The sequence below is a fragment of the Streptomyces sp. NBC_01077 genome (assembly GCF_045162855.1).
In the GTDB taxonomy this organism is placed as follows: Bacteria; Actinomycetota; Actinomycetes; order Streptomycetales; family Streptomycetaceae; genus Streptomyces.
This window is the reverse complement of record NZ_CP108669.1, coordinates 2051498-2072932: the sequence shown is the minus strand read 5'-3', so window position 1 is coordinate 2072932 and position 21435 is coordinate 2051498. Positions and strand designations below refer to the sequence as shown.

General features: G+C 70.1%; 21 protein-coding genes. 14 read left to right on the top strand and 7 right to left on the bottom strand.

Annotated elements, in window-relative coordinates:
* Positions 1-4 precede the first annotated feature (4 nt).
* The 9 genes from OG462_RS09090 (at position 5) to OG462_RS09050 (ending at position 9548) form a co-directional block, all read left to right on the top strand.
* Positions 5-517 carry a hypothetical protein gene (locus OG462_RS09090; RefSeq protein WP_406056223.1) on the top strand — a complete coding sequence of 171 codons (513 nt, stop codon included), beginning with the start codon at positions 5-7 and terminating at the stop codon, positions 515-517.
* Positions 518-527: 10 nt separating this feature from the next.
* A complete protein-coding gene (locus tag OG462_RS09085; protein WP_406056222.1) occupies positions 528-1067 on the top strand; it encodes a hypothetical protein in 540 nt (179 codons plus the stop codon).
* Positions 1068-1143: 76 nt separating this feature from the next.
* Positions 1144-4887, top strand: a complete 3744-nt coding sequence (locus OG462_RS09080; RefSeq protein ID WP_406056220.1) for a hypothetical protein — start codon at positions 1144-1146, stop codon at positions 4885-4887.
* Positions 4884-7226 (top strand): hypothetical protein, encoded by a 2343-nt coding sequence (locus OG462_RS09075; protein ID WP_406056218.1) that lies wholly within the window; start codon positions 4884-4886, stop codon positions 7224-7226. The genes OG462_RS09080 and OG462_RS09075 overlap by 4 nt, the downstream gene beginning before the upstream one ends.
* A 10-nt stretch (positions 7227-7236) precedes the next feature.
* Complete coding sequence (locus OG462_RS09070; RefSeq protein WP_406056217.1) at positions 7237-7638, top strand: hypothetical protein; 402 nt, start codon at positions 7237-7239, stop codon at positions 7636-7638.
* The gene (locus tag OG462_RS09065; RefSeq protein ID WP_406056215.1) at positions 7638-8144 is read left to right on the top strand and encodes a hypothetical protein; all 507 of its coding nucleotides are present in this window, start codon (positions 7638-7640) and stop codon (positions 8142-8144) included. Before OG462_RS09070 ends, OG462_RS09065 begins: the two co-directional genes overlap by 1 nt.
* 62 nt (positions 8145-8206) lie before the next feature.
* Positions 8207-8995 carry an N-acetylmuramoyl-L-alanine amidase gene (locus OG462_RS09060; protein WP_406056213.1) on the top strand — a complete coding sequence of 263 codons (789 nt, stop codon included), beginning with the start codon at positions 8207-8209 and terminating at the stop codon, positions 8993-8995.
* A 14-nt stretch (positions 8996-9009) separates the two neighbouring features.
* Positions 9010-9237 carry a holin gene (locus OG462_RS09055; protein ID WP_406056211.1) on the top strand — a complete coding sequence of 76 codons (228 nt, stop codon included), beginning with the start codon at positions 9010-9012 and terminating at the stop codon, positions 9235-9237.
* A 14-nt stretch (positions 9238-9251) separates the two neighbouring features.
* A complete protein-coding gene (locus OG462_RS09050; RefSeq protein WP_406056209.1) occupies positions 9252-9548 on the top strand; it encodes a hypothetical protein in 297 nt (98 codons plus the stop codon).
* 740 nt (positions 9549-10288) lie between these two features.
* Here OG462_RS09050 and OG462_RS09045 read toward each other — a convergent pair.
* Positions 10289-10837 carry a flavoprotein gene (locus tag OG462_RS09045; RefSeq protein WP_406056207.1) on the bottom strand — a complete coding sequence of 183 codons (549 nt, stop codon included), beginning with the start codon at positions 10835-10837 and terminating at the stop codon, positions 10289-10291.
* Positions 10838-10955: 118 nt separating this feature from the next.
* On the opposite strand from OG462_RS09045, the gene OG462_RS09040 reads away from it, so the two are divergent.
* Together OG462_RS09040 and OG462_RS09035 are read left to right on the top strand one after the other, a co-directional pair.
* Positions 10956-12140, top strand: a complete 1185-nt coding sequence (locus OG462_RS09040; protein ID WP_406056205.1) for a helix-turn-helix domain-containing protein — start codon at positions 10956-10958, stop codon at positions 12138-12140.
* Between the two features lie 104 nt (positions 12141-12244).
* The gene (locus OG462_RS09035) at positions 12245-12427 is read left to right on the top strand and encodes a hypothetical protein (RefSeq protein ID WP_406056203.1); all 183 of its coding nucleotides are present in this window, start codon (positions 12245-12247) and stop codon (positions 12425-12427) included.
* Between the two features lie 248 nt (positions 12428-12675).
* On the opposite strand, the gene OG462_RS09030 is transcribed toward OG462_RS09035, so the two are convergent.
* From OG462_RS09030 to OG462_RS09020, 3 genes are all read right to left on the bottom strand, one after another.
* Positions 12676-12939, bottom strand: a complete 264-nt coding sequence (locus OG462_RS09030; protein WP_406056201.1) for a helix-turn-helix transcriptional regulator — start codon at positions 12937-12939, stop codon at positions 12676-12678.
* 425 nt (positions 12940-13364) lie between these two features.
* A complete protein-coding gene (locus OG462_RS09025) occupies positions 13365-14237 on the bottom strand; it encodes an undecaprenyl-diphosphate phosphatase (RefSeq protein ID WP_406056199.1) in 873 nt (290 codons plus the stop codon).
* Between the two features lie 81 nt (positions 14238-14318).
* On the bottom strand, positions 14319-14789 hold the full coding sequence (locus OG462_RS09020) for a winged helix-turn-helix transcriptional regulator (protein WP_406056198.1): 471 nt from the start codon (positions 14787-14789) through the stop codon (positions 14319-14321).
* A 136-nt stretch (positions 14790-14925) separates the two neighbouring features.
* On the opposite strand from OG462_RS09020, the gene OG462_RS09015 reads away from it, so the two are divergent.
* Entirely contained in the window at positions 14926-16095 is a 1170-nt protein-coding gene (locus OG462_RS09015) for a thiolase family protein (RefSeq protein WP_406056196.1), read from the top strand.
* A gap of 9 nt (positions 16096-16104) precedes the next feature.
* Here the strand turns inward: OG462_RS09015 and OG462_RS09010 are convergent, their stop codons facing one another.
* Positions 16105-16860, bottom strand: coding sequence for a TVP38/TMEM64 family protein (locus OG462_RS09010; RefSeq protein ID WP_406056194.1), 756 nt, complete (start codon positions 16858-16860; stop codon positions 16105-16107).
* A 115-nt stretch (positions 16861-16975) separates the two neighbouring features.
* Between OG462_RS09010 and OG462_RS09005 the strand changes: the two genes are divergently transcribed.
* Together OG462_RS09005 and OG462_RS09000 are read left to right on the top strand one after the other, a co-directional pair.
* A complete protein-coding gene (locus tag OG462_RS09005) occupies positions 16976-17755 on the top strand; it encodes a DNA alkylation repair protein (protein ID WP_406056192.1) in 780 nt (259 codons plus the stop codon).
* Between the two features lie 34 nt (positions 17756-17789).
* Complete coding sequence (locus OG462_RS09000) at positions 17790-18635, top strand: spermidine synthase (protein ID WP_406056190.1); 846 nt, start codon at positions 17790-17792, stop codon at positions 18633-18635.
* Here OG462_RS09000 and OG462_RS08995 read toward each other — a convergent pair.
* A complete protein-coding gene (locus OG462_RS08995) occupies positions 18597-19997 on the bottom strand; it encodes an MFS transporter (RefSeq protein WP_406056188.1) in 1401 nt (466 codons plus the stop codon). The genes OG462_RS09000 and OG462_RS08995 overlap by 39 nt on opposite strands.
* 159 nt (positions 19998-20156) lie before the next feature.
* The gene (locus OG462_RS08990; RefSeq protein WP_406056186.1) at positions 20157-21329 is read right to left on the bottom strand and encodes a hypothetical protein; all 1173 of its coding nucleotides are present in this window, start codon (positions 21327-21329) and stop codon (positions 20157-20159) included.
* Between the last annotated feature and the right edge of the window lie 106 nt (positions 21330-21435).

Below are 21435 nucleotides of genomic sequence, written 5' to 3'. Positions count from 1 at the left end.
CGCCGTGGCCGTCGGCAACGTCCAGATCACCGGCACCGGGCAGCTCCTTGACCTGTCCCGCAGCCTTCGGGCGGCCGGCGGCCCACGGCTCGCGCAGAACTTCACCCGCCGGATTCGCCGGGCCGCTGAGCCGCTCTACACCGACCTACAGGACTCGATCCGCTCGACGACGATCCAGTCCCCCGGCCGCGGCCAGGGGTCTCGGGGTGGATCGTCGCCGACGACCCGTCCTCTTCGGGAGTCGATCGCCGGCGCGATCCGCCTCAGTGTCCGGGCGTCAGCGAACCCCGGCGCCCGGCTGTGGGTCGACAAGTCCCGGCTTCCGTCCGACCTCCGCAACATGGCCGCCACGATCAACTCAGGCCGGATCAGGCACCCCGTATACGGCAACCGTCGCAGGTGGGTCACCCAGACTGCGTCACCCCCGTGGTGGGACTCGGTCGTCACCCGCCACCAGCCCCGCATGCGCGCCGAGGTCGAACGAGTCCTCGGCGACGTACGGCGCACCATCACCTAGGAGAACCATCGTGCTCATCGTCTACACCCCCGCCGACGGCGGCGAGGTCGAGCGCTTCGACCACCGCACGGTCCGTACGTCGGAGGCGTCGATCGTGTCCCGGACCGTCGACATGACCTGGAAGCAGGTCAAGGAGCGACTCGCGGACGACGACCCGGACGCCATGCGCGGCGTCGCCTGGGTCATCAAGAAGCGCAGCCAGCCGACCCTCCGGTACGGGGACTTCGACCCGATGCTGTCCGAGCTCGCCACCCGGCTCGACAAGAAGGAGATCGAGGAGTGGGCCGAGCTGGCCGTGGAGCAGCTTGCCACCAGCGACCTGACCCCCGAGCAGGCTGAGGCTGCGCTCTCCGTCATCGTCGACCAGGCGGACGACGCCGACCACGCCAGGGACACCATCCGCCGCCTCGTCGCGGCCCCAAAAGACCCGGCCGCCGACGAGCCCGCGGCCCCGAGCGACCCGACCGAGGAATCGACGCCGACCGAGCCGAATACCTCGGGCTCTTCGCCCACCTCCTCCACATCGACGGAAACGCCCTCGACAACCTGAGGGTCGACGACTTCGAGGCCTACGTCGTCTGGATCGACCAGCACCTCGCCCAACAGCAGAACGGAGGCGGTGACTGATGGCCGAGCGGCTGACGTTCACCCTTGAGGGCCGGGACCACCTTTCCCGGGTTCTCGGCCACGCAGGGGATTCTGCCGAGCGGCTGCGCCGCTCGATGGAGGACGCCTCCGACGGCTCCGGCCGCGCCATGCTCACCCTCACGCAGGACGCTGACGGCCGACTGCGGGACCTTGAGGGGCGCTTCATCTCCACTGCGGACGCGGCCGCCCTCATGGCCACCCGCACCGGGGAAGCCGCGCGCCCGGTGGCCGACTGGTCCCGCGCCGCGGACGAGGCCAGCAAGGCAGGCGAGCAGCTGCGTTCCTCGCTGCTGACTCTCGCGCCCGCCGTGATCCCGATGGCGGCCGCCATCGCGCCGCTCGCGGCGTCGACCGCTGCGGCCGGCGTAGGTCTGGCAGCGCTGGGGCTGGCGACGGGCCGCCAAGTCGCGGCGATGTCGGAAGCGACGAAGGCCGAGCAGAAGCACAACGACGCGGTCGAGGAGTCCGGCCGTACGTCGGAAGCCGCGATCAAGACACAGATCGCGTACGCGAAGCAGATGGCGAAGCTGCCGCCGGAGACCCGCCAGGCTGCGGCAGCGCTCAGCGTGTTCAAGGGCGAGTTCGAGGATTGGTCGGACTCGCTTGCGAAGGACACCACTGCTCCGTTGATCAAGGGCTTGGGCGTGGTGCAGGGGATCTTCCCCAAGCTCACGCCGACGGTCCGGGGTGCGGCGGAGCAGTTGGATCGTGTGCTCACGCTCGCGGGCGGCGGCGTCGCCAGCCCCGGATTCGATGGCTTCATGGCCAAGGTCGACAAGTGGTCGACCGGTGCACTCACCCGCGCCACCGACGGGCTCGTCCGCCTCATGCGCACGGCCAGCGAGGGTGAGGTCGGCGGCGGCGTCGCCGAGTTTATGAACTGGGCCCGTCAGCAGGGCCCGGCCGTAGCCGCGACCCTGCAGGACCTGGGCCGCGCACTGCTGAACCTGGTGGAGTCCGGCGCCGAAGTCGGCGTGGGCATGCTCGACGTGGTCCAGGTGCTCAGCCGCCTGGTGGCCGCCGTACCTTCCGGGGCGCTCACGACACTGCTCCAGCTCGCCATCGCCATCAAGGCCGTCAACCTGGCTGTAGCAGGAGGCGCGGCGGCGAAGGCCGCGATGGCAGCCTTCGGCGTACAGATCATGGCCATGCGGACCGCTGCGGCGGGTGCGCCGGGCCCGCTTGCCGCGGCGGGCGCCGCGATTACCGGGCTGTCTCGTACGGCCAAGCTCGCCCTGGCGGGCACGGGCATCGGCCTGCTCGTCATCGCCCTGTCCGAGCTGTCGTCGAACTCTGCGAAGGCACCTCCGGATGTCGACCGGCTGACGGGGTCGCTCAAGGAGCTCGGCTCCACCGGCAAGGTCACCGGTGAGGCAGCCAAGGCGTTCGGCAACGACCTGAGCGGCCTGTACGACAGAGTTCGCTCCCTGACCGATCCGTCGGCCGTCGACAGCGTTCAGCAGTGGATTGTGACCCTGGGTGGCCTGGGGAACTGGGACTCCACCCCGGTGAAGGAGGGCAGGGAGAACCTCGACGCCGTCGACAAGTCGCTGGCCGGCCTGGTGTCCAACGGGAACGCCGACCTGGCGGCCGCCGCGCTCCGGGAGCTGACGGCCGAGTACGGCAAGGGCGGCCGGGACACCCAGCAGTTCACTCAGCAGCTCGACGACTACGAGGCCGCCATCGCCGATGCGGCTTTCGAACAGCGTCTCGCAGCTCAGTCCATGGGGCTGTTCGGCGAACAGGCCGTGGCGACGAAGCAGAAGCTCGACGCGCAGAAGATGAGCGCGGACGGACTGCGACAGTCGATCATTGCCCTGAATGACGTGAACAGGGCTGGCTTGTCAGCCATGAACGCGTTCGAGGCGAGCATCGACGCTGCGGCGAAGGCTGCCACGGACAACGGCCGGTCCCTCCAGATCGTCAACGGTGAGCTCGACCTCAACAGTGAGAAGGCACGGAACAACGAGTCCGCGCTGCGTGACCTCGCGGCGAAGACGGACGCCGCGGCCACGGCCGCCCGTGAGCAGGGCCGGTCGTGGCAGTACGTCAACGGGATCCAGGACCGGGGCCGGGCGTCCCTGATCGCGACGGCCCAGCAGATGGGTCTCAACAAGGATCAGGCGAAGGCCCTGGCGGATCAGATTCTGCGGACCCCCGACAAGACCGCGAAGCTGCGCGGCAACCTGGAGGACTTGGAGGCCAAGCTCGCCGCGGCGAAGGGCAAGCTGGCCAAGGTCCCGGACTCACGGAAGGCCCAAGTCCGAGCAGAGATCAGCCAGCTTGAAGCGCAGGTGGCCAGGGCCAAGGGCGCGATCAACTCGGTGCAGGGCAAGACTGTCTCGATCATGGTCCAGTACCGGGCCTCGCACAGTGGCGCGAGCGACTTCACCAAGTCGATCGGTGGCTACGCCGGGGGCGGTACGCCGCGCGCCGGCGAGTGGGCCTGGGTCGGTGAAGAGGGCCCTGAGCTGGTCCAGTTCAAGGGGTCCGGGGCTCGGGTTTACGACCACCGCACATCCATGGGTATGGCTGGGCAGGGTCAGGACGTGGGCGCCGGCCTGATGGCTGGGATGACGCAGTCCCGGGCTGGGGTCGAGCAGGCGGCGCGCGGTATGGCGGCCGGTGTCGAGGCCGGTGTCCGGGCCGAGCTGGAGATCGCCTCGCCGTCGAAGAAGATGATCGCCCTGATGAAGGACGTCAGGGACGGCGTCGTCACAGGCCTGACCGGGGCAAAGTCCAAGATCAAGTCCACGGCCATGGACCTGGTGCACGACATCTGGAAGGCGTGGGAGGGCAAGAAGACCAACGTCGACAGTGGTCTCGTCCGGATGGTCAACCGCGAGCACGACAAGCTCCAGAAGTTGGCCAGCAAGCGGGACGCCCTGTCATCCAAGATCGCGTCCGCGCAGAACCTCCTGAAGACCCGGACCGAGGAGCGGGCCAGGTACCGGGCTGACGTCCGGTCGACGGCACAGGGCGCGGCATCGCTGTCGAGCCTCGGCCTGGAGCAGGCGCAGGTCACCTCCGGCACGCTCCGAGCAGGCCTCGCCCAGAAGCTGGTGAAGGTCCGGCAGTTCAACCGCTACATCCAGATGCTGGCCAAGCGCGGCCTCAACCGGAGCCTGCTCCGGCAGCTCCTCGCGATGGGCCCGGAGGAGGGATTCGCCTACGCGGCAGCTCTTGCCGGGATGACGGCCGCCGACTTCAAGCAGGTCAACTCCCTCCAGGGACAGATCGACAAGGAGGCCGACAACCTCGGCAAGACCGGGGCCAGCGTGCTGTACGACGCCGGGGTGAACTCGGCCAAGGGCCTCGTCGCGGGACTCCAGTCCCAGCAGAAGGCCATCGAGCAGCAGATGATCCAGATCGCCAAGGCGATGGAGAAGGCCATCAAGAAGGCCCTCGGCATCAGGTCGCCCTCGCGCGTCGGGCACGGCATCGGCAGCAACTTCATCCGCTCCACGGGTGACGGCGCGCTTGCCGAGCTCCCTTACGTCGGCCGCGCAGTCGACGCGGTCGCAGGGCGGATGGCGAGCATGCGGCCCATGCCGGGACGGCCATCTGCCGGGCTCGGCATCTCTGCCGCGGCCGGCGGCGGCTCACCGATCTACGTCACGGTGCAGGGCGCGATCGATCCGGTGTCGACCGCGAAGCAGCTCCAGAAGGTTCTCGTGACGCTGCGGCGCACCAACGGTGGAGGAGGGCTCGGGTTCGCATGACGAGAGTGACAGTGCAGGCTGGCTTCGGGTACTCGGCGGTTGAGCCGGACATCACCTGGACGGACATCACCCGGTACGTGAAGATGTCGGCCGCCGAGGGGATCTCCATCACCCGCGGGGCGTCCGACGAACTCGCGGACGTCCAGACCGGCACGATGACGCTGGAGCTGGACAACAGCGACGGCCGCTTCACCCCGGGCCGCGCCGGACCGTACTACCCGCACGTGCGCCGCAACTGCCCGACCCGGGTCATCTCCACGATCCTCGGCGGGATCAACTACCTGACGCAACCGGGCTTCGAGATCGACGACGCCAGCTGGTCGGCGCCCGACGGCGCCGCACCGAACAGTGCTGGGGTCGACACCGGGCACGTCAAGAGCGGGACCTTCGCGCACAAGATCGGTTGGTCCGCCACCGGTACGGGAGGGATTCTGCAGTGCCCGCTGTACGGGCTCACCATCGGCGTCCCGTACACCGCGTCCGTCTACGTGTGGGTGCCGGCCGGAGACCCCGCCGTCCGGCTCGACATCGACGGCACCACCGTCGGCGCCGCATCCACCCTCACCGGGACGTGGCAGCGGATCACGGTCACGTGGACCACGACTGTGGCCTCGCACACCCTGCGGATCACCACGAACACCACGTCTCCGACCGTCGGGGACTTCGTGTGGATGGACGAGGGACAGGTCGAGGAGGGCTCGTCGGCGACCGCGTGGTCGTCGACGGCCGCCACGCACCACGCCCGGTTCTTCGGCATGGTCACCTCGTGGCCGATGGGTTGGGAGGGCCTGCATTCCACGGTCACGATCACGGCGTCGGACACGATGAAGTGGCTGTCCCGACGGTCGGCCCTCGGCCCGATGCTGGTCGAGGAGGTTCAGGGCGACGAGGCCAAGTTGTACTACCCGCTCAGCGAACCCGAGTCGAGCACGTCGGCCGGGGACCAGTCCGGCTACTCCCGCCCGTCGCTCACCATCCAGCAGACCAGCGTCGGCGGGACGCTGGAGTTCGGCACCGGCGTCGGCCCGCCGTCGGACGACCTACCCGCACCGACGTTCACCCCGTCGTCGTCCACTGCCGGGAAGTACCTGCAGTGCACGGTGTCGCCGCTGCTCACCTCTGGCGGCGCGACCGGGAACCCGATCCCGGGGGACCAGGCGTTCGAGTGCTGGTTCTCCACGTCGACCTCCGGCCGCACGATCATGACCTGGTCGTCTGGCGCGGCCGTGGCCTTCGACAGCGGCATCCGCTTCCAACTGGAGTCCGGCACTGGGAAGCTCCAGATCGTTGAGTACTACTCCTTCGGGCCGACCACGTACACGATCGCCACCCCGAACCTTGCCAACGGTGCCCCGCATCACCTGGTGTGGGACGAGGCTGGGCATGACGTGTGGGTCGACGGCGTCCAGTACGCCGTCGCCACCAGTACGTGGCAGGACCGGATCATCCTGAACGTCGGCGCCAACGAGCTCGGCACCAGCCTGTGGGCGGGCACGATCAGCCACGTCGCTGCCTACGTCCGCCTCGGCGGGTTCCCTGCAATCTCGGAGCTCGTCGAGCACTACGCCGCTGGCATGACCGGGCACGCAGGCGAGTCGTCGTGGATCCGGATGTACCGGCTCGGCGGCTACGCCAAGATCCCGGCGGTCATCCCGCAGGGCACCTTCTCTGCGGTGGCGTCGCAGGGGCAGCTGGGTTCGTCGCCGCTCTCGCACATGCGGGACGTGGAGCGTACGGAGAACGGCCGGCTCTTCGCCGACCGGGGTTCGTCGCAGCTGGTGTTCCAGAGCCGGACCGTCCGCTACAACCCGGCCAGCGTGCTCACGATCGCCTACGCCGACCTTGAGACCCCCGACGTCGAGTTCAGCGACGACGACCAGAAGCAGGTCAATCTCGTTCGGGCCAGCAGGCCGGGCGGGGCAACGCAGCGGGTGCAGGACGCGACATCCATCGCGCTCGATGGAATCGCCGAGCAGCAGCTCGACATCCTGAAGTCCACCGACAACGAGGTGTTGGACGCGGCGACGTGGCTGGTGATCCGGTACGCCGACCCGCAGCCGGAGATGAGACAGCTCCCCGTTCAGGCCGCGACCCTGTCGACGGCGACGTACCGGGCGCTCCTCGACGCCGACGTCTCCACGGCTCTGACGGTCATCGACCTGCCTGACGAGGCGATCTCGCCCACCTCCACAGTGCTCGTGGAGGGCTACACCGAGGAGATCAAGGAGGCCCAGCACCTGCTGAACTTCCACACCTCGCGCGCAGACATCGGCGCCGTCTGGGTCCTCGACGACCCCACCTACAGCGTCCTCGGCACCACCACCCGCCTCGCCTACTGAAAGGCACCGCATGCCGATCACACGGGCGGAGAGCTTCTACCTCCCTCCGCCGCACATGAACGCCGACGCCTGGGACACCGAGCCCCCAGCGATGCGCGCGGTCCGCTGGTACGAGATGCGAAGCCAGCGCCGCCTTCCCGTGACCGAGGGCGTCATCCTCGACCAGCAGCTCTATGCCCAGGTCAACCACGGCCGGTGGGTCGCGAACTGCACGTGCATGTCGGCGCAGATCGTCACCCCGATCGACCCGCGCATGTGGTGCGTGGAGTGCGGCACCGGCTGGTGGCAGGTGCGCTTCCCCCCCGACGTGGCTGCTGTCGAGCAGCAGCTGGCCGAGCTGCCCGTAGCCGAACGGAACTGGTGGTCCACCGACGACCCGACCGACCCGGCCCGTCCCACCCTGGAGGTCTGATGGCGATCGCTACCCCCCGTACCTGGGTCGTTGGCGAGGTCGTCACCGCGGCCATGCTGAACGCCGAGGTGCGGGATCAGTGGACGGATCTGATCTCCGGGTGGACCAACTACACCCCGTCCTGGACCGCGACAGGCACAGCGCCGGTCCTCGGCAACGGGAGCATCTTCGGCCGGTACAAGCTGGTCGGGAAGGTATGCACGGTCAACTTGGAGGCCGTGTTCGGGACGACCTCGACGTTCGGTTCCGGCGCCTGGGGCTTCTCGGTTCCGTTCACTGCAGCGAGCCCCGCCTCCTCGTCAACGAACTTCTCCTACCTGGGCGCCGCCCGCGGTCACAACGCCTCTCAGTGGGTGACCGGAACGGTGGCCGTCGCGAAGGGCTTCGCGGTCGCCCGGCTCTTCTCTCACCAACACAGTGCTGAATGGGCCGCGACCCAGCCGCAGGTCTGGGTTGGCGCGAGCACCAACTACCTCGAAGCCCAGCTCTCCTACGAAACCACCTGACCAGCTACACCTCCGTCCGCCCCGCGCCGCCGGCCGGGGCCTTCGTCATGTCTGGAGGGCCTATGGCCTGGTACCCCGGGGCAACCCGGTACGAGCTGCAGCCGGAGTCGGATGACCAGCCGGCCATCCGCCCGACGCAGTTCATCTTCCACAGCATCGCAGCGCCGTGGACGGCGAAGCGGACGTACGAGTACTGGCGCGACTCGACGAACTTGGAGAGTCACTTCGGTCTTGGGTACGAGGGCGACCTCGGTCAGTTCATCGGGACGGAGACCCGCGCGGACGCCAACTACCAGGCGAACCGGCGGGCCGACGGGACGGGCGCCGTGTCGATCGAGACCGCGTCCAACACCAGCGGCACGGACCCCTGGACAGCCGCGCAGGTCGAGGAGCTGATCAAGCTCGGCGTCTGGCTGCACCAGAAGCACGGCATCCCGCTGCGGCTCTGCCGCACCCACGACGACCCCGGGTTCGGCTACCACCGGCTCCACCCCGAGTGGGCCGTCTCCGGCACCAACTGCCCCGGCGACGCCCGCGTCCGCCAGTTCCGCGAGCTCGTGTTCCCGGGCATCGTCGGCCGCGCGGCCGGCCCCTTCACACCCCCCGAGCAGGAGGACGACATGGAACCCGTCGACGTCTGGGCCTACAAGGGCAAGAGCGAGACACGCGACGCGTACGCGTACCTGCGGGACACCGAGGCCCGCGCCAAGCGCATCGAGGACCGCCTCGCCCGCCTGGAGAAGCAGCCGCTCACCGACGCCCAGATCACCGCGATCGCCACCGCGGTTGCCACGAACCCGAAGCTCGCCGACGCCATCGCCGACAAGCTCGCCGCCCGCCTCGCCAACTGATCGGAGCACCTCTTATGTCTCGTCTCCTCCTCGACACCGTCGAGCGCACCGTCGGCACGTACGCCGTCACGTTCCTCGGCCTGCTCCTCGCGGACGGCTTCGACCTCACCAGCCTTGGCGCGCTGAAGGCCGCCGCGATCGCGTCCGTCCCGGCCGCCCTGTCCGTGGTGAAGGCCGCGCTCGGCACGCTGATCGGCGACAAGACCACGGTCGGATGGATCGCCAAGAACTCTCGCGTCTGATCGGAGCACCACGCATGACCGATGAGCCGACCCTCGGAGAGGTCGTCCGCCGATTCGAGGATCGGCTCACCGACGTCCGCGACGACATCCAGCAGCTCGGCCGCCGCATGGACGAGAAGGTCGACCAGAAGGTCTACGACCTCCGCCACGAGGCACTGGCCGGGCGCGTGACGACCCTGGAAACCCTCCGCGAGAAGGACGCCGAGAAACTGGTCGCCACCCGCCGGTGGCTGATCGGCGCCGTCATCATCCCGCTCGTGGCCGTGCTCATGCCTGTGATCATCCTTCTCTCTCAGGGGGCCGGCACATGACCCGCACGCAGCTGCGCGCCGAGGAGAGACGGTGGCGCCGCGGCGACCTGCTCGCCGTCGCGGCCGCCGTCTCCATCGGCCTCATCCTGGCCGGGATCCTCATCTCGATCCGCTCTCTCCAGGTGGAGCTCAGAACGTCGAACGCGGCACGAGACCAGCTTGCGGCGCAGGTCGAACGGCTCGGCGGCCAGCCGATCGCAGGTCCCCCGGGATCTCGCGGGCAGCCGGGTAATACGGTCGAGGGCCCGCCGGGGCCGTCCGGGCCTCCGGGGGACCCTGGGCTCATGGGCGAGCCTGGTCCCACGGGCCCGGTCGGGCCGGCAGGAAGTCTGGGCCCAGTCGGTCCGTCGGGGAGTCCCGGTGCGAACGGGCTGGGCTCGACTGGCGAGCCGGGCCCGTCCGGTGCACCGGGCCCCACCGGCCCGCCTGGACCTGCCGGTGCATCGGGGCCGACGGGCCCGCAGGGCGAGAAGGGCGAGCCGGGCGTTGCCGGGCGGGACGGAGCCGACGGCCGGGACGGTGCCGACGGACAGACCTGCCCCGACGGGTACACCCTCCAGCCGCCGCACGATGACCCCGATGCGCTGGTCTGCCGCCGCACGAGTGGCACGCCCGCGCCGGGCCCGGTGAAGCGGGCCGAGACCGTAGCGCTCGATCCTGCCCGCCGCATCTACCCGTGAACAACGACGCCCCCTCCCGTGCCACGTGCGCGGGAGGGGGCGGCTTTGTCGTGGCCGGGGTCAGTCGGCGGCGGGATCCTGGTCTTGCACGGCATCGAGGGCCAGGCGCCACGGGTACACCGCTGGGTCTCCCTGGCCAGGCTGGTTGGGCACGAACCCGTCCTCGCCGTACAGCACCGTGACCCCGGCGCCGCGGAGCGTCTCGACAGACCGGTCGAACTGGGGGTGCTGGACGTAGGCCGCGTTCACACACGGCATCGCCACCGTCGGAATGCTCTTGCCGATGCCCTCCGCGACCACGCCGACGATGTACTTGTCGGTGATCCCGAGCGCCCACGCGTTGATCGTGTTGAAGGTGGCTGGTGCAACAAGGATCGCATCTGCCTTCGGCCACACATCCGGTTCGCCGGGGAGCTTGTAGTCCCAGCGGACAGGGTGTCCGGTGAGCACGGCGAGGCCGTCAAGGGAGTCGGTGAGCCACCGGGCGGCGGTGGGGGTAAGGCCGAGGCAGACGTCCCAGCCGTCGGCCTGTGCGTCCTCGATCACGTGGGCGATGTCGAAGGCGGGCGGGGCCGCCGAGCTGAACAGGTACAGGGTCCGAGTGCTCATGTACCCATCCGATCACATGCAACCGCCCCCGCTCCGGGTGGAGTCGGGGGCGGACGCAGTACACCCGCGCCCTTGCGCGAGTACCGTTCCAGATGACGAGTCAGGAACGGAGACCAGTATGCCGACACTGGACGATGACCACACCGGAACGCGCATCAAAGAACAGCGACGTCTTGCCCGTCTCTCCCAACGGGAACTGGCCAACCGCATCCCGTACTCGTACAGCCTGCTCAATCAGGTCGAGTGCGGAGCCCGGCCGGCCAGCGCGGACTTCGTCGCTGCCGTCGCGCGAGCCCTCAGGGTCGACGTCACCGTGCTGACAGGACAGCCCTACGTGACCCAACTCCACCAGGACCGCCTCGCCGACCTCGTCCGCCCGATCCGCGAGGCCCTCGACCTCTACGACCTTGGCCCCGATCCTGCCGTCACGACCCGCACAGCCGGACAGCTGATCGCCGCGGCAGACATTCTGTGTGGGCAGGTCCGGGCCACTCACCTGCACAGCGCGGCGGCTGCGCTGCCGGACGCCATTACCGAGCTGACGACTGCCGCGTGGCGTGCCCCGTCGACGGCCCTCTGGCAGGCCCTAGCCTCGACGTACCGCACCGCCCACGACATCGCGGTGAAGCTCGGCTACTACGACCTCAGCTCCGTCGCGCTGGACCGGATGGACTGGGCTGCGCAGCGCGCGTCCGACCCGTGCGTGGCCGCGGTCCGCCAGTACATGCGGGCCCTCGTCTACTTCCGCGAAGGCGAGTACTCGATCGGTCGCCGACTCATCGTCTCTGGCCACCGCGTCCTTGGCCAGGCCGCCGAGACCCGCGAGTCCCTCACTGTGGCTGGCCAACTCCATCTCGGCGCTTCGGTGATTGCCGCACGGGCGGAGGACGAGACGGCGGTTGCCACGCACATCGCGGAGGCGAAGAGCCTCGCGCGCCGGGTCGGGGATGCCTCGGACGTGCACTGGCTGTCCTTCGGCCCGACGAACGTCGCCATGCACCGCATGTCGGCGGCCGTGGAGATGCGGCACTACGACGACGCGCTGAAGCTGGCGAAGAAGATCAAGCCTCCGGCGTCCATGGCCACGAGCCGACGCGCGCACTTCCTCATCGACCGGGCCCGGTCGGAGATGGAACTCGGGCACACAGAGGCGTCTCTCAAGTCGTTGGTCGCAGCTCGCCGGGCAGCGCCCGAGCAGACCCGCTACCACCCTGGTGCGCGTGAGACCATCCGCGGTCTCGTGCACGCGTCACGCCGTACGCCGGAAGCCCTCGGCGGCATGGCCTCCTGGGTCGGCATGTAGCTCGACCAGGACGGCGGGGCGCTCACAGATCTGTGAGCGTTCCTGCTCTTCCCGCTCGTCACGATGGTGATGTTCCTGATCACCTGACGAGCTGGGGGTACGCGATGCTCACCCAACCCCGCGACGCGACTGCGAAGGCCTCCACGCGGGCCGTAGTCCGGGCCGAATGCCAGGTCGGCGAGCACACGTGGTGCAGGCTCGAAGAGGTCCGTACCCCGACGGCCGGCATCCTCGTGTTCCCCGCCCCGCGCTGCGACTGCGCCTGCCACAAGGCGGTCACGCGGTGAAGCGCTGCCAGTCCTGCGGGTACCCCATCGTTGGCAAGGCCCGTGAGGTGACACCCCACTCGGACTCCGGCGCCCGTCCCACGCTGCACTGGCATGAGACGGCCGATGAGTGCACCGAGGCCAAGGAGCAGCGGGTCGTGTCCCCGTTGCAGCGGCATCTCAGGCAGATCTGATTTCCTGTCCGCGGGCGGCGCCGATCGTTCGTGGACAGGGCATGCTGCCCCGGCCGGCCCGTCCCCCGGCCGGGGCTACCGCACGAGGTCTGCGTCGAGGTCGACGAGTTCGCTGACTGTGATGTTCAACGCGGCAGCGAGGGCGACGAGGTCGAGGTAGCGCGGATCCCTGGTGCCGTTCTCCCACCGCATGATGCTCTGCCTGCTGACGAACGTCCGCTCGGCCAGGCCGTCTTGGGAGAGGCGGGCGGCGCGACGCAGCATGGCGATGCGGAGCCCCAGGCGGGGGCGGTGGGCGAGGACGTCGTCGGGGTAGGGCAGGCGGCGGTCGGGGGACACTCGACAGACGCTCTGACCTGCTGGATCATTAGTCAGTATCCAAGCGGATACATGAACTTCTGGTGGGGGTAGAGCCCCTCTGGCGTACCTGTCAGACCCGCGATACGGTCCGAGTTATTCGCACTGGTGTTCACCCGAACGGGTGACGTGAGGGTTGCGCGCCGTGTGCGAGGTAAGGAAACCAGAACGCCCAGGCGCCCCCGCCTGCAATGCGGGGGCGCCCCGAAACGGCCGGGGCGGGGTAGCCGGTTCCACCCCTCCAGGTGGCGACCCCGTCCCGGCTCTCCATTCTCTGCCCAACCCTCGCTGGGAGATGCATGCGGGGGAGTGGGAGAAGGGTGGGAGACGAACAGCTCTATCGGGCTCGGTTCTACTCTTACTGGCTCTAATAAGCTCTAGCGAAGTGCGCTAGATCCAAGGGTCGCTCAGCCCCCGGACTCGCCCGCATGCGGGCTGAGTGCATCGGTCCCGACCAGCACAAACAGCAGGATGCCGAGCAGGATGCGGTAGATCACGAAGGGCATGAAGCTCTTGGTGGTGATGAACTTCATGAACCAGGCGATCACCGCGTAACCGACGGCGAAGGCGATGATCGTGGCGAAGATCGTCGGGCCCCAGGAGACGTGTCCCTCGCCCGCGTCCTTCAGTTCGTACGCGCCCGAGGCGAGGACCGCCGGGATCGCGAGGAGGAAGGAGTAACGCGCGGCCGACTCGCGGGTGTAGCCCATGAGCAGGCCGCCGGAGATCGTCGCGCCCGAGCGGGAGACGCCCGGGATCAGGGCCATGGCCTGGCAGACGCCGAAGATGAGGCCGTCCTTCACGCCGAGGTCCTTGAGCGTCTTGCGCTCGCGGATCGCCCGGTGGCGGCCGCCGATCTCGTCGCGGGCGGCGAGCCGGTCCGCGATGCCGAGGACGATGCCCATGACGATCAGGGTGGTGGCGATCAGTCGCAGGTCGCGGAAGGGGCCCTCGATCTGGTCCTTGAGCGTGATGCCGAGGACGCCGATCGGGATCGAGCCGACGATCACCAGCCAGCCCATCTGGGCGTCGTGGTCGGAACGCATCGACTTGTCGGTGAGCGAGCGGAACCAGGCCGAGACGATCCGGGCGATGTCCTTGCGGAAGTAGATCAGTACCGCGGTCTCCGTGCCGATCTGGGTGATGGCGGTGAAGGCCGCACCCGGGTCTTCCCAGCCCGCGAACGCCGCCGTGAGACGGAGGTGCGCGCTGGAGGAGATGGGAAGGAACTCCGTCAGCCCCTGGACGAGTCCGAGGATGAACGATTCGAACCAACTCATGGGGCTAGGGCCGTCCCGTTATGTACGTGTGCGATCAGAAGGTCGTGCGCAGCGTACCGTCCCCAGATGACGGGTCGGTTCTCAGGCCTCCTGGGGGGTCGTCGGGCCCGCCGTCGTCCAGCCAGGTGCCCGGACATGGGCTCTGAGGCTCTCGCGGTCGGCCTCGTCGCCGCAGTGGGCGCAGACGACCCGGGGGCTGAGAATCTCGCCGCACCGGTGTTCGAGGACGATCGGGCGGTCGTCGGCGTTGAGGTGGCGGTCGCCCCAGGCCATCAGGGTCACGAGTACCGGCTGGAGCTCCTCGCCGGCGGCTGTGGCCCGGTACTCGAAGCGCTGTGGGCGTTCGCTGTACGGCACCTTCTCCAGGATTCCGGCCTCGACGAGCCGCTTGAGGCGGGTGGTGAGGATGTCGCGGGGGGCGCCGGTGTTGCGGGCGATCCGGTCGAAGCGGCGCACACCGAGGGAGACCTCGCGGAGTACGAGCAGCGAGTACTTCTCGCCGACGAGCGCCAGGGTGTCGGCGATCGAGCAGGGACGGGGTGCGGCCTTCATGGGGTCAAGAGTAGGACAGCGCGCCCCGGGTCGGTTGGGAAAACGAACTCACCTCGCGGAGTAGGTTTGAAAACCCAACCCACTGGGCTATGTTACCGATGCGTGTTGGTCCACTTATCCAACTCAGGAGCCAGTCATGCGCGACGCCGTCATCGTCGAAGCCGTCCGGACCCCGATAGGAAAGGGCAAGGCGGGCGGAGCCCTGTCCCATGTCCACCCTGTCGCCCTGCTCTCCCACACCCTGCGCGCCCTGATCGAGCGCAGCGGCGTCGATCCCGCCCTCGTCGACGACGTGATCGGGGGCACCGTCGACCAGGTCGGCGAGCAGGCCATGAACACCACCCGCTACGCCTGGCTGGGCGCCGGATTCCCCGATTCCGTGCCCGCCACCACCGTCGACCGGCAGTGCGGCTCCTCCCAGCAGGCCGTCCACTTCGCCGCCCAGGGCGTGCTCTCCGGGGCGTACGACATCGCCGTCGCCTGCGGAGTCGAGTCCATGAGCCGGGTCCCCATGTGGTCCAACGTGCCGCCCGGCGCCGACCCCTTCGGTCCCGGCGTCGCCGAGCGCTACCCCGAGGGCCTCGTCCCGCAGGGCATCAGCGCCGAGCTCATCGCCGCGAAGTGGTCGATCGACCGCGAGGCCATGGACGCCTTCGCCACCGCCTCGCACACCAAGGCGGCTCGCGCCTGGGCGGCCGGACTCTTCGACGCCGAGGTCGCCCCGTACGAGGATGTGCGCCGCGACGAGTCGGTGCGCCCGGCGACCAGCCCCGAGATCCTCGCGGGGCTCCGGCCCTCCTTCGAGGACCCCGGCTTCGCCGAACGCTTCCCGCAGATCGACTGGTCCGTCACCGCCGGCAACAGCAGCCCGATCAACGACGGTGCCTCCGCCGTGCTCGTGATGGCCGCCGACACCGCCCGGAGCCTCGGCCTGCGGCCGCTCGCCCGGCTGCACAGCTTCAGCGTCACCGGCTCCGACCCGCTGCTCATGCTCACCGGCGTCATTCCGGCCACGGAGAAGGTGCTGCGGCGGTCGGGTCTCTCCCTGGCCGACATCGACCTCTTCGAGATCAACGAGGCCTTCGCGAGCGTCGTCCTCGCCTGGCAGCAGGAGACCGGTGCCGACCCGGCCAAGGTCAACGTCCACGGCGGCGCGATCGCCCTCGGCCACCCGCTCGGTGCCAGCGGCACCCGCCTCACCACGACGCTCGTCCACGCACTGCGGGCCCGGGGCGCCCGCTACGGACTCCAGGCGATGTGCGAGGCGGGCGGCCTGGCCAACGCGATGATCGTCGAGGCGCTCTGACCCCGGTCGTCAGCGGGCGCTGCCCACCGTTTCCGGCTCCGGCTCCGGCGCCACGGCCGGTGCCGGGGCCCGCAGACGGTGTCGCTTGCGCCAGGCGACCACGGCGGCCGCCAGACCCGACAGGACGATGAAGCCCGCCGAGACGAGGAAGGCCGGGGAGCCGGGTTCGCCCGCCTGCGCGCCCGCGACGACGTACGCCGCCGTGTTGGGCACCGAGCCGATGGCCGTCGCCACCAGGAACGGCACGTACCGCATCCGGGAGACGGCGGCGCAGTAGTTGGCCGCCGCGAACGGCACCCCGGGGAACAGTCGGATCGCCAGCATCGAACGGAACCCGTGCCGGCTGAGCTGTCCGTCCGCCGCCGTCAGCCAGCGGCCCCGCAGCATCGGCCGCAGCGCGTCCTGCCCCAGGAACCGGCCGAGGGTGAAGGAGATTCCGGCGCCGAGCACCGTCCCCGCGATCGCCGCCGTCAGACCGGCAGCCGAGCCGAAGAGCGCGCCCGCCGCCAGATTGAGCACCGGGCGCGGTACGAAGGCCGCCGTGCACACGCCGTACGCGAGGCCGAAGAGCATCACCGCCCCGGCGCCGCTCGTCTGCTGTGGCCAGCCCGAGGAGAGCAGCCGCTGCGGCTCGTACAGCAGGACGAGGGCCGCCGAGGTGAGCAGCAGCAGCGCGAGCATCGAGAGCCGTGCGCGGGGCGCGAGCAGGGCCCGGGAGCAGCGGAGGGCGACGGAGCCCGGCGGCCGGGGCACGGGAGCGAGCATTCGGGGAGAGTAACGGACGCGTCCGTATGATCGCCGTAATGTGCGTCATGTCCGTCCGGGCGGATCGCGAGCGCCATGGCGACGGATCCCGGCGCACCCATGACCGGAGGCCCCCATGAGCGACACCGCGCCGCCGGGCGGCGGACCCGCCGACGTCCACGCCGGGATCACCTCGGACATCCCCGCCGACATCTCCGGTATCCCCGAGATCCCCGACAGCTCCCTCGCCGACACCGTTCTCGAGCGGCTCATCACGGTCTACCCGGCCGCCGGGAACCCCTTCCGGGCGCAGGAGATGGTGGCGTACATGAAGGGTGTCGCCCCCTTCCTCGGGCTTCGGACCCCTGAGCGCCGCGCCCTGTCCCGCACCGTCCTCGACGGCACCCCGCGCCCCGACGAGCAGGACTGCGCCGCGGTCGCCCTGCGCTGCTTCGCCCTGCCCGAGCGCGAGTACCACTACTTCGCCGTCGACTACCTGCGCCGCCATGTGAAGCGCTGCTCGTCCGGTTTCCTGCCCGTCGCCCGGCTCCTCGTCACCACCGTCTCCTGGTGGGACACGGTCGACCACCTTGCCGCGCATGTCGTCGGCGGCCTGGTCGCGGCCGACGCGTCCCTCGGCGCCCGCATGGACGAGTGGATCGAGGACGAGGACCTGTGGGTGGCCCGGACGGCCCTCCTCCACCAGCTCCGCTTCAAGGAGGCCACCGACGCGGACCGGCTCTTCGCGCACTGTCTGCGCCGCGCCGCCGACACCGACTTCTTCCTCCGCAAGGCCATCGGCTGGAGCCTGCGCGAGTATGCCAAGTCGGCCCCGGCAGAGGTCCGCGCCTTCGTCACCGCGAACACCACCCGTCTCTCACCCCTCTCGGTCCGCGAGGCCCTCAAGCACCTCTGACCGTCCCGGCTGCCGCCCCCGGCACAATGAGAGCGTGAACGAGCAGATTCCCGTCATCCGCGAGGTCGACCAGGGCACCGCGCGCCTCATGCCCGATGTGGACCGGGAGCGGGCCTGGCTCCTGACGGTCGACGGCGCACCCCAGTCGTACGTCGACCTCGACGACCCGGCGTACCTGGAGTTCGAGTACGCACGCCGGCTCGCCCATGTCGTCGACGGCGCGGCCGACGACGGCGAACCGCTGGACGTCCTGCACCTGGGCGGCGGCGCGCTCTCCCTGCCCCGTTACGTCGCCGTCGGTCGTCCCGGCTCACGCCAGGACGTGGTCGAGGCCGACCGGGGGCTGCTCGCGCTCGTCGCCGAACACCTGCCGTTGCCCGAGGGGTCCGGGATCACCGTGCACGGTGCGGACGCCCGGCGCTGGCTGGAGGCGGCCCCCGCCGCCTCGGCCGACCTCGTCGTCGGCGATGTCTTCGGCGGCTCCCGCGTGCCCGCCCACCTCACCTCCGTGGAGTACGCGCGCGAGGTCCGCCGCGTCCTGCGACCGGGCGGCATCTATGCCGCCAACCTGGCCGACGGGGCGCCGTTCGCCTTCCTCCGCTCCCAGCTCGCCACCTTCGCCGCCGTCTTCCCCGAGCTCGCGCTGGTCGCCGAACCGGCCGTCCTGCGCGGCCGCCGCTTCGGGAACGCGGTCCTGGTCGCCTCCGGCCGGGAGATCGACACCGCCCACCTCGCGCGCCGGGCCGCGGCGGACGCCTTCCCCGCGCGCGTGGAGCACGGGGACACGCTCAAGCGGTTCACCGGCGCCGCGGAACCGGTCCTCGACGCCGGGGCCGTACCCTCACCCGTTCCGCCGGCCGGAGCCTTCGGCATCGGCTGAGGCGGGGGCGGCGCCGGCCGGGGCGGGCGCGTTGGTCGCGGCGGTCGGCGCCGCTGTCGGGGCGGGCACGGAGTCGGAAGCGGCGGCCGACATCGTCGCGCCCGCCGTCTCCTTCGTGTGCGGACGTCGGGTCAGATTCCGTACGTCCGGCACCAGCAGGACGAGAGCAGTGACCAGCACCATCAGCCCTGCCGCGCCCCACAGCGCCGTGCCCCGGCCGAACGCGCTCTCCGCCGGACCCGCGAGCGCCGTCGTCAGCGGCAGCAGGGCCGTCGAGCCGAACCAGTCGTACGCCGAGACCCGGGACAGCTTCTCCTCCGGGATCTCCTGGTGCATGGTCGTCATCCACGAGACGCCGAAGACCTCGATGGCCACGCCGCTCACGAACATCGCGGCCGTGAGCCCCACCGCGTCGAGCGGCACGGCGAGCGCCGCCGACGGCAGCGCGATCGGGAACACGCAGAGGGTTCCGACGAACAGCAGCCGGCGCGGTTTCCACCGGGCCATCAGGACGGCGCCCGCGAGCGTCCCCACGCCGTACGCGGCGAGCGCGATGCCCCAAGGGCGCGCACCGCCCAGTTCCGCCTTGGCGACCAGCGGTCCGTACACCGACTCGACCGCCCCGATCAGCCCCACCACGACGGAGAACTGGGCGACGATCGACCAGAGCCAGGGCCGGCCGATGAACTCGTGCCAGCCCTCGCGCAGATCGGAGAAGAGCCCGCCGCCGGGAGCGCGCTCGGGGATACCGCTCACGTCCAGGAAGGCGCGCAGACCGCCCGCGACGGCGAAAGCGATGGCGTCGATCAGGAGAACCCAGCCGGGTCCGACGAACGCGACGAGCGCGCCGCCGAGCGCCGCGCCGCCGATGGACGCGCCGTGCATGGCCATCCGGTAGACGGCGAAGGCGCGGCTCGCCTGCTCCCCGGTGACGCTGGACATCAGCATGCCCTCGGCCGCCGGGTTGAAGAAGGCCTGCCCGGTGCCGCAGAGCGCGGTGAGGACCATCATCTGCCAGATCTGGGCCTCACCGGCGAGCACCAGGGCGGCGAAGGCGGCCTGGGAGAGGCAGTTGAGGACGTTCGCGGCGACCATCACCCGGTGCCGGGGCACCCGGTCGGCGACCGCGCCGCCGATCAGCAGGAAGAGGACGAGCGGCAGGAAGCGCGCCATCGCCACGAGTCCCACGTCGCCCGCGTCGCCTCCGGTCTCGAACACCGCCCAGGTCGTGGCGATCAGAGCGCCGTGCGTGCCGAGGTTGGTCACGATGGTGGCGGCGGTCAGGAGGACGTAGTTGCGCCCGGCCCACTCGGGTCGGCGGGAGCCGAGGGGGGCGCGGAGGGAAGCGGCGGGACTGTTCACCCCGGGACTATCCCTGTCGGTTCGCCCGGATGCCAACCCGATATCCGGACGGGGCGGCCCGGGGACCGGGCCGGCGGGTACGAGGCCGGTGGCCGGACGGGTCGGCCCCGGCGCGCGGACGAACCACGCGCCGGGGCCACGACGTCGACTCAGGTCCGGTCAGGACGCCGGCGCGAGCCGGACAGTCGACAGGATCTGCTTGATGGTGGCGTCCGGCAGTTCGTCCTTGACGCCGTCAGCCCCGTAGAGCACCCACGTCGAGAAGTCGCCCTTGGCGTTCTTGAACGTGAAGGCGATCGACTTGCCGTCCGTCTCGCACTTGTTGCGCTTCTTGACGCCCGGCGCCGTCGCGGTCGCCATGTGACCGGTGAGACCGGACTTCGTCTTGTACGGCACCGGCTTGCTGATCTTGATGGTGCTCTGCGGCATGTGCTGGGCGTAGCCGCCCCACACCCACGTACCGGCTTCGCTGCGCGAGGCGTCCGCGGTGTTCTTGGCGCCCTGGCCGCCCTTGGTGCCGGCGGTGCTCAGGCCCCAGGTCTCGTTGGTGCCGTTCTTGTCGGTGTCGTACGTGCACCACTCGCTCTTGAGGCGCGAGGGCGACGACATGGTGACGAGCGGGCTGCCGTCGTTCTTCTTCTCGTCCTCGAAGAAGGTGATCATTCCCGGCTTCAGGACCTCCCACTCCGGCGGTACGTCGAAGAGGGTGCCGTACTTCGGGTTGTAGACGACCTTCCAGCCGGGGATCGTCGGCTGCTGGGCGGCGCCGTCGCGCGGGTTGGCGATCCCGGACGGGGTGTCGCTCGGTTCCGTCGAAGGGATCGTCGACGGGTCGGCGGACGGGTCCGTCGGCGCGGAGGGCACCACGGACGGCTTCTGGTCGTCGGCGTTCGGCTGCTTGTCGTCGTCCTTGCCGAGCACCAGGAAGCCGGTGACTCCGGCCGCGACGACCACGGCGGTCGCGGCGACGATCGCCACGAGCGTCGTCTGCTTCTTCTTCCCGCCGTCGGGCCCGCCGGGCTGACCCGGACCCGGCACCGCGTACTGCTGGGGAACGGTCGGCTGCTGGTACGGGTTCGGCTGGCCGTAACCCGGCTGCGGGCCGTATTCCTGCTGCGGATAGCCGGGTTGGGCCGGCGGCTGCTGCGGGTAGCCGGGCTGCGTCGGCTGCTGCTGCGGATAGCCGGGCTGTGTCGGCGGCTGCGGGTACCCGGGCTGGGCAGGCGGCTGCTGATACGGGTTCGGCTGCTGGTACCCCGACTGCTGGTAGGGGTTCTGATTCTGGTCCTGCGGGTTCTGCTCGCCCCCGGGCGGCTGCTGTCCTGGCCACATGGCCAGTAACCATAGAGGTGTGGAGGCGCCTCGACCACGCCCGCCCCCGGACCGTGCACGTGCGGGGGGATGGCCAAGGCTGCTACTGGTGGGTAACATCACGGCC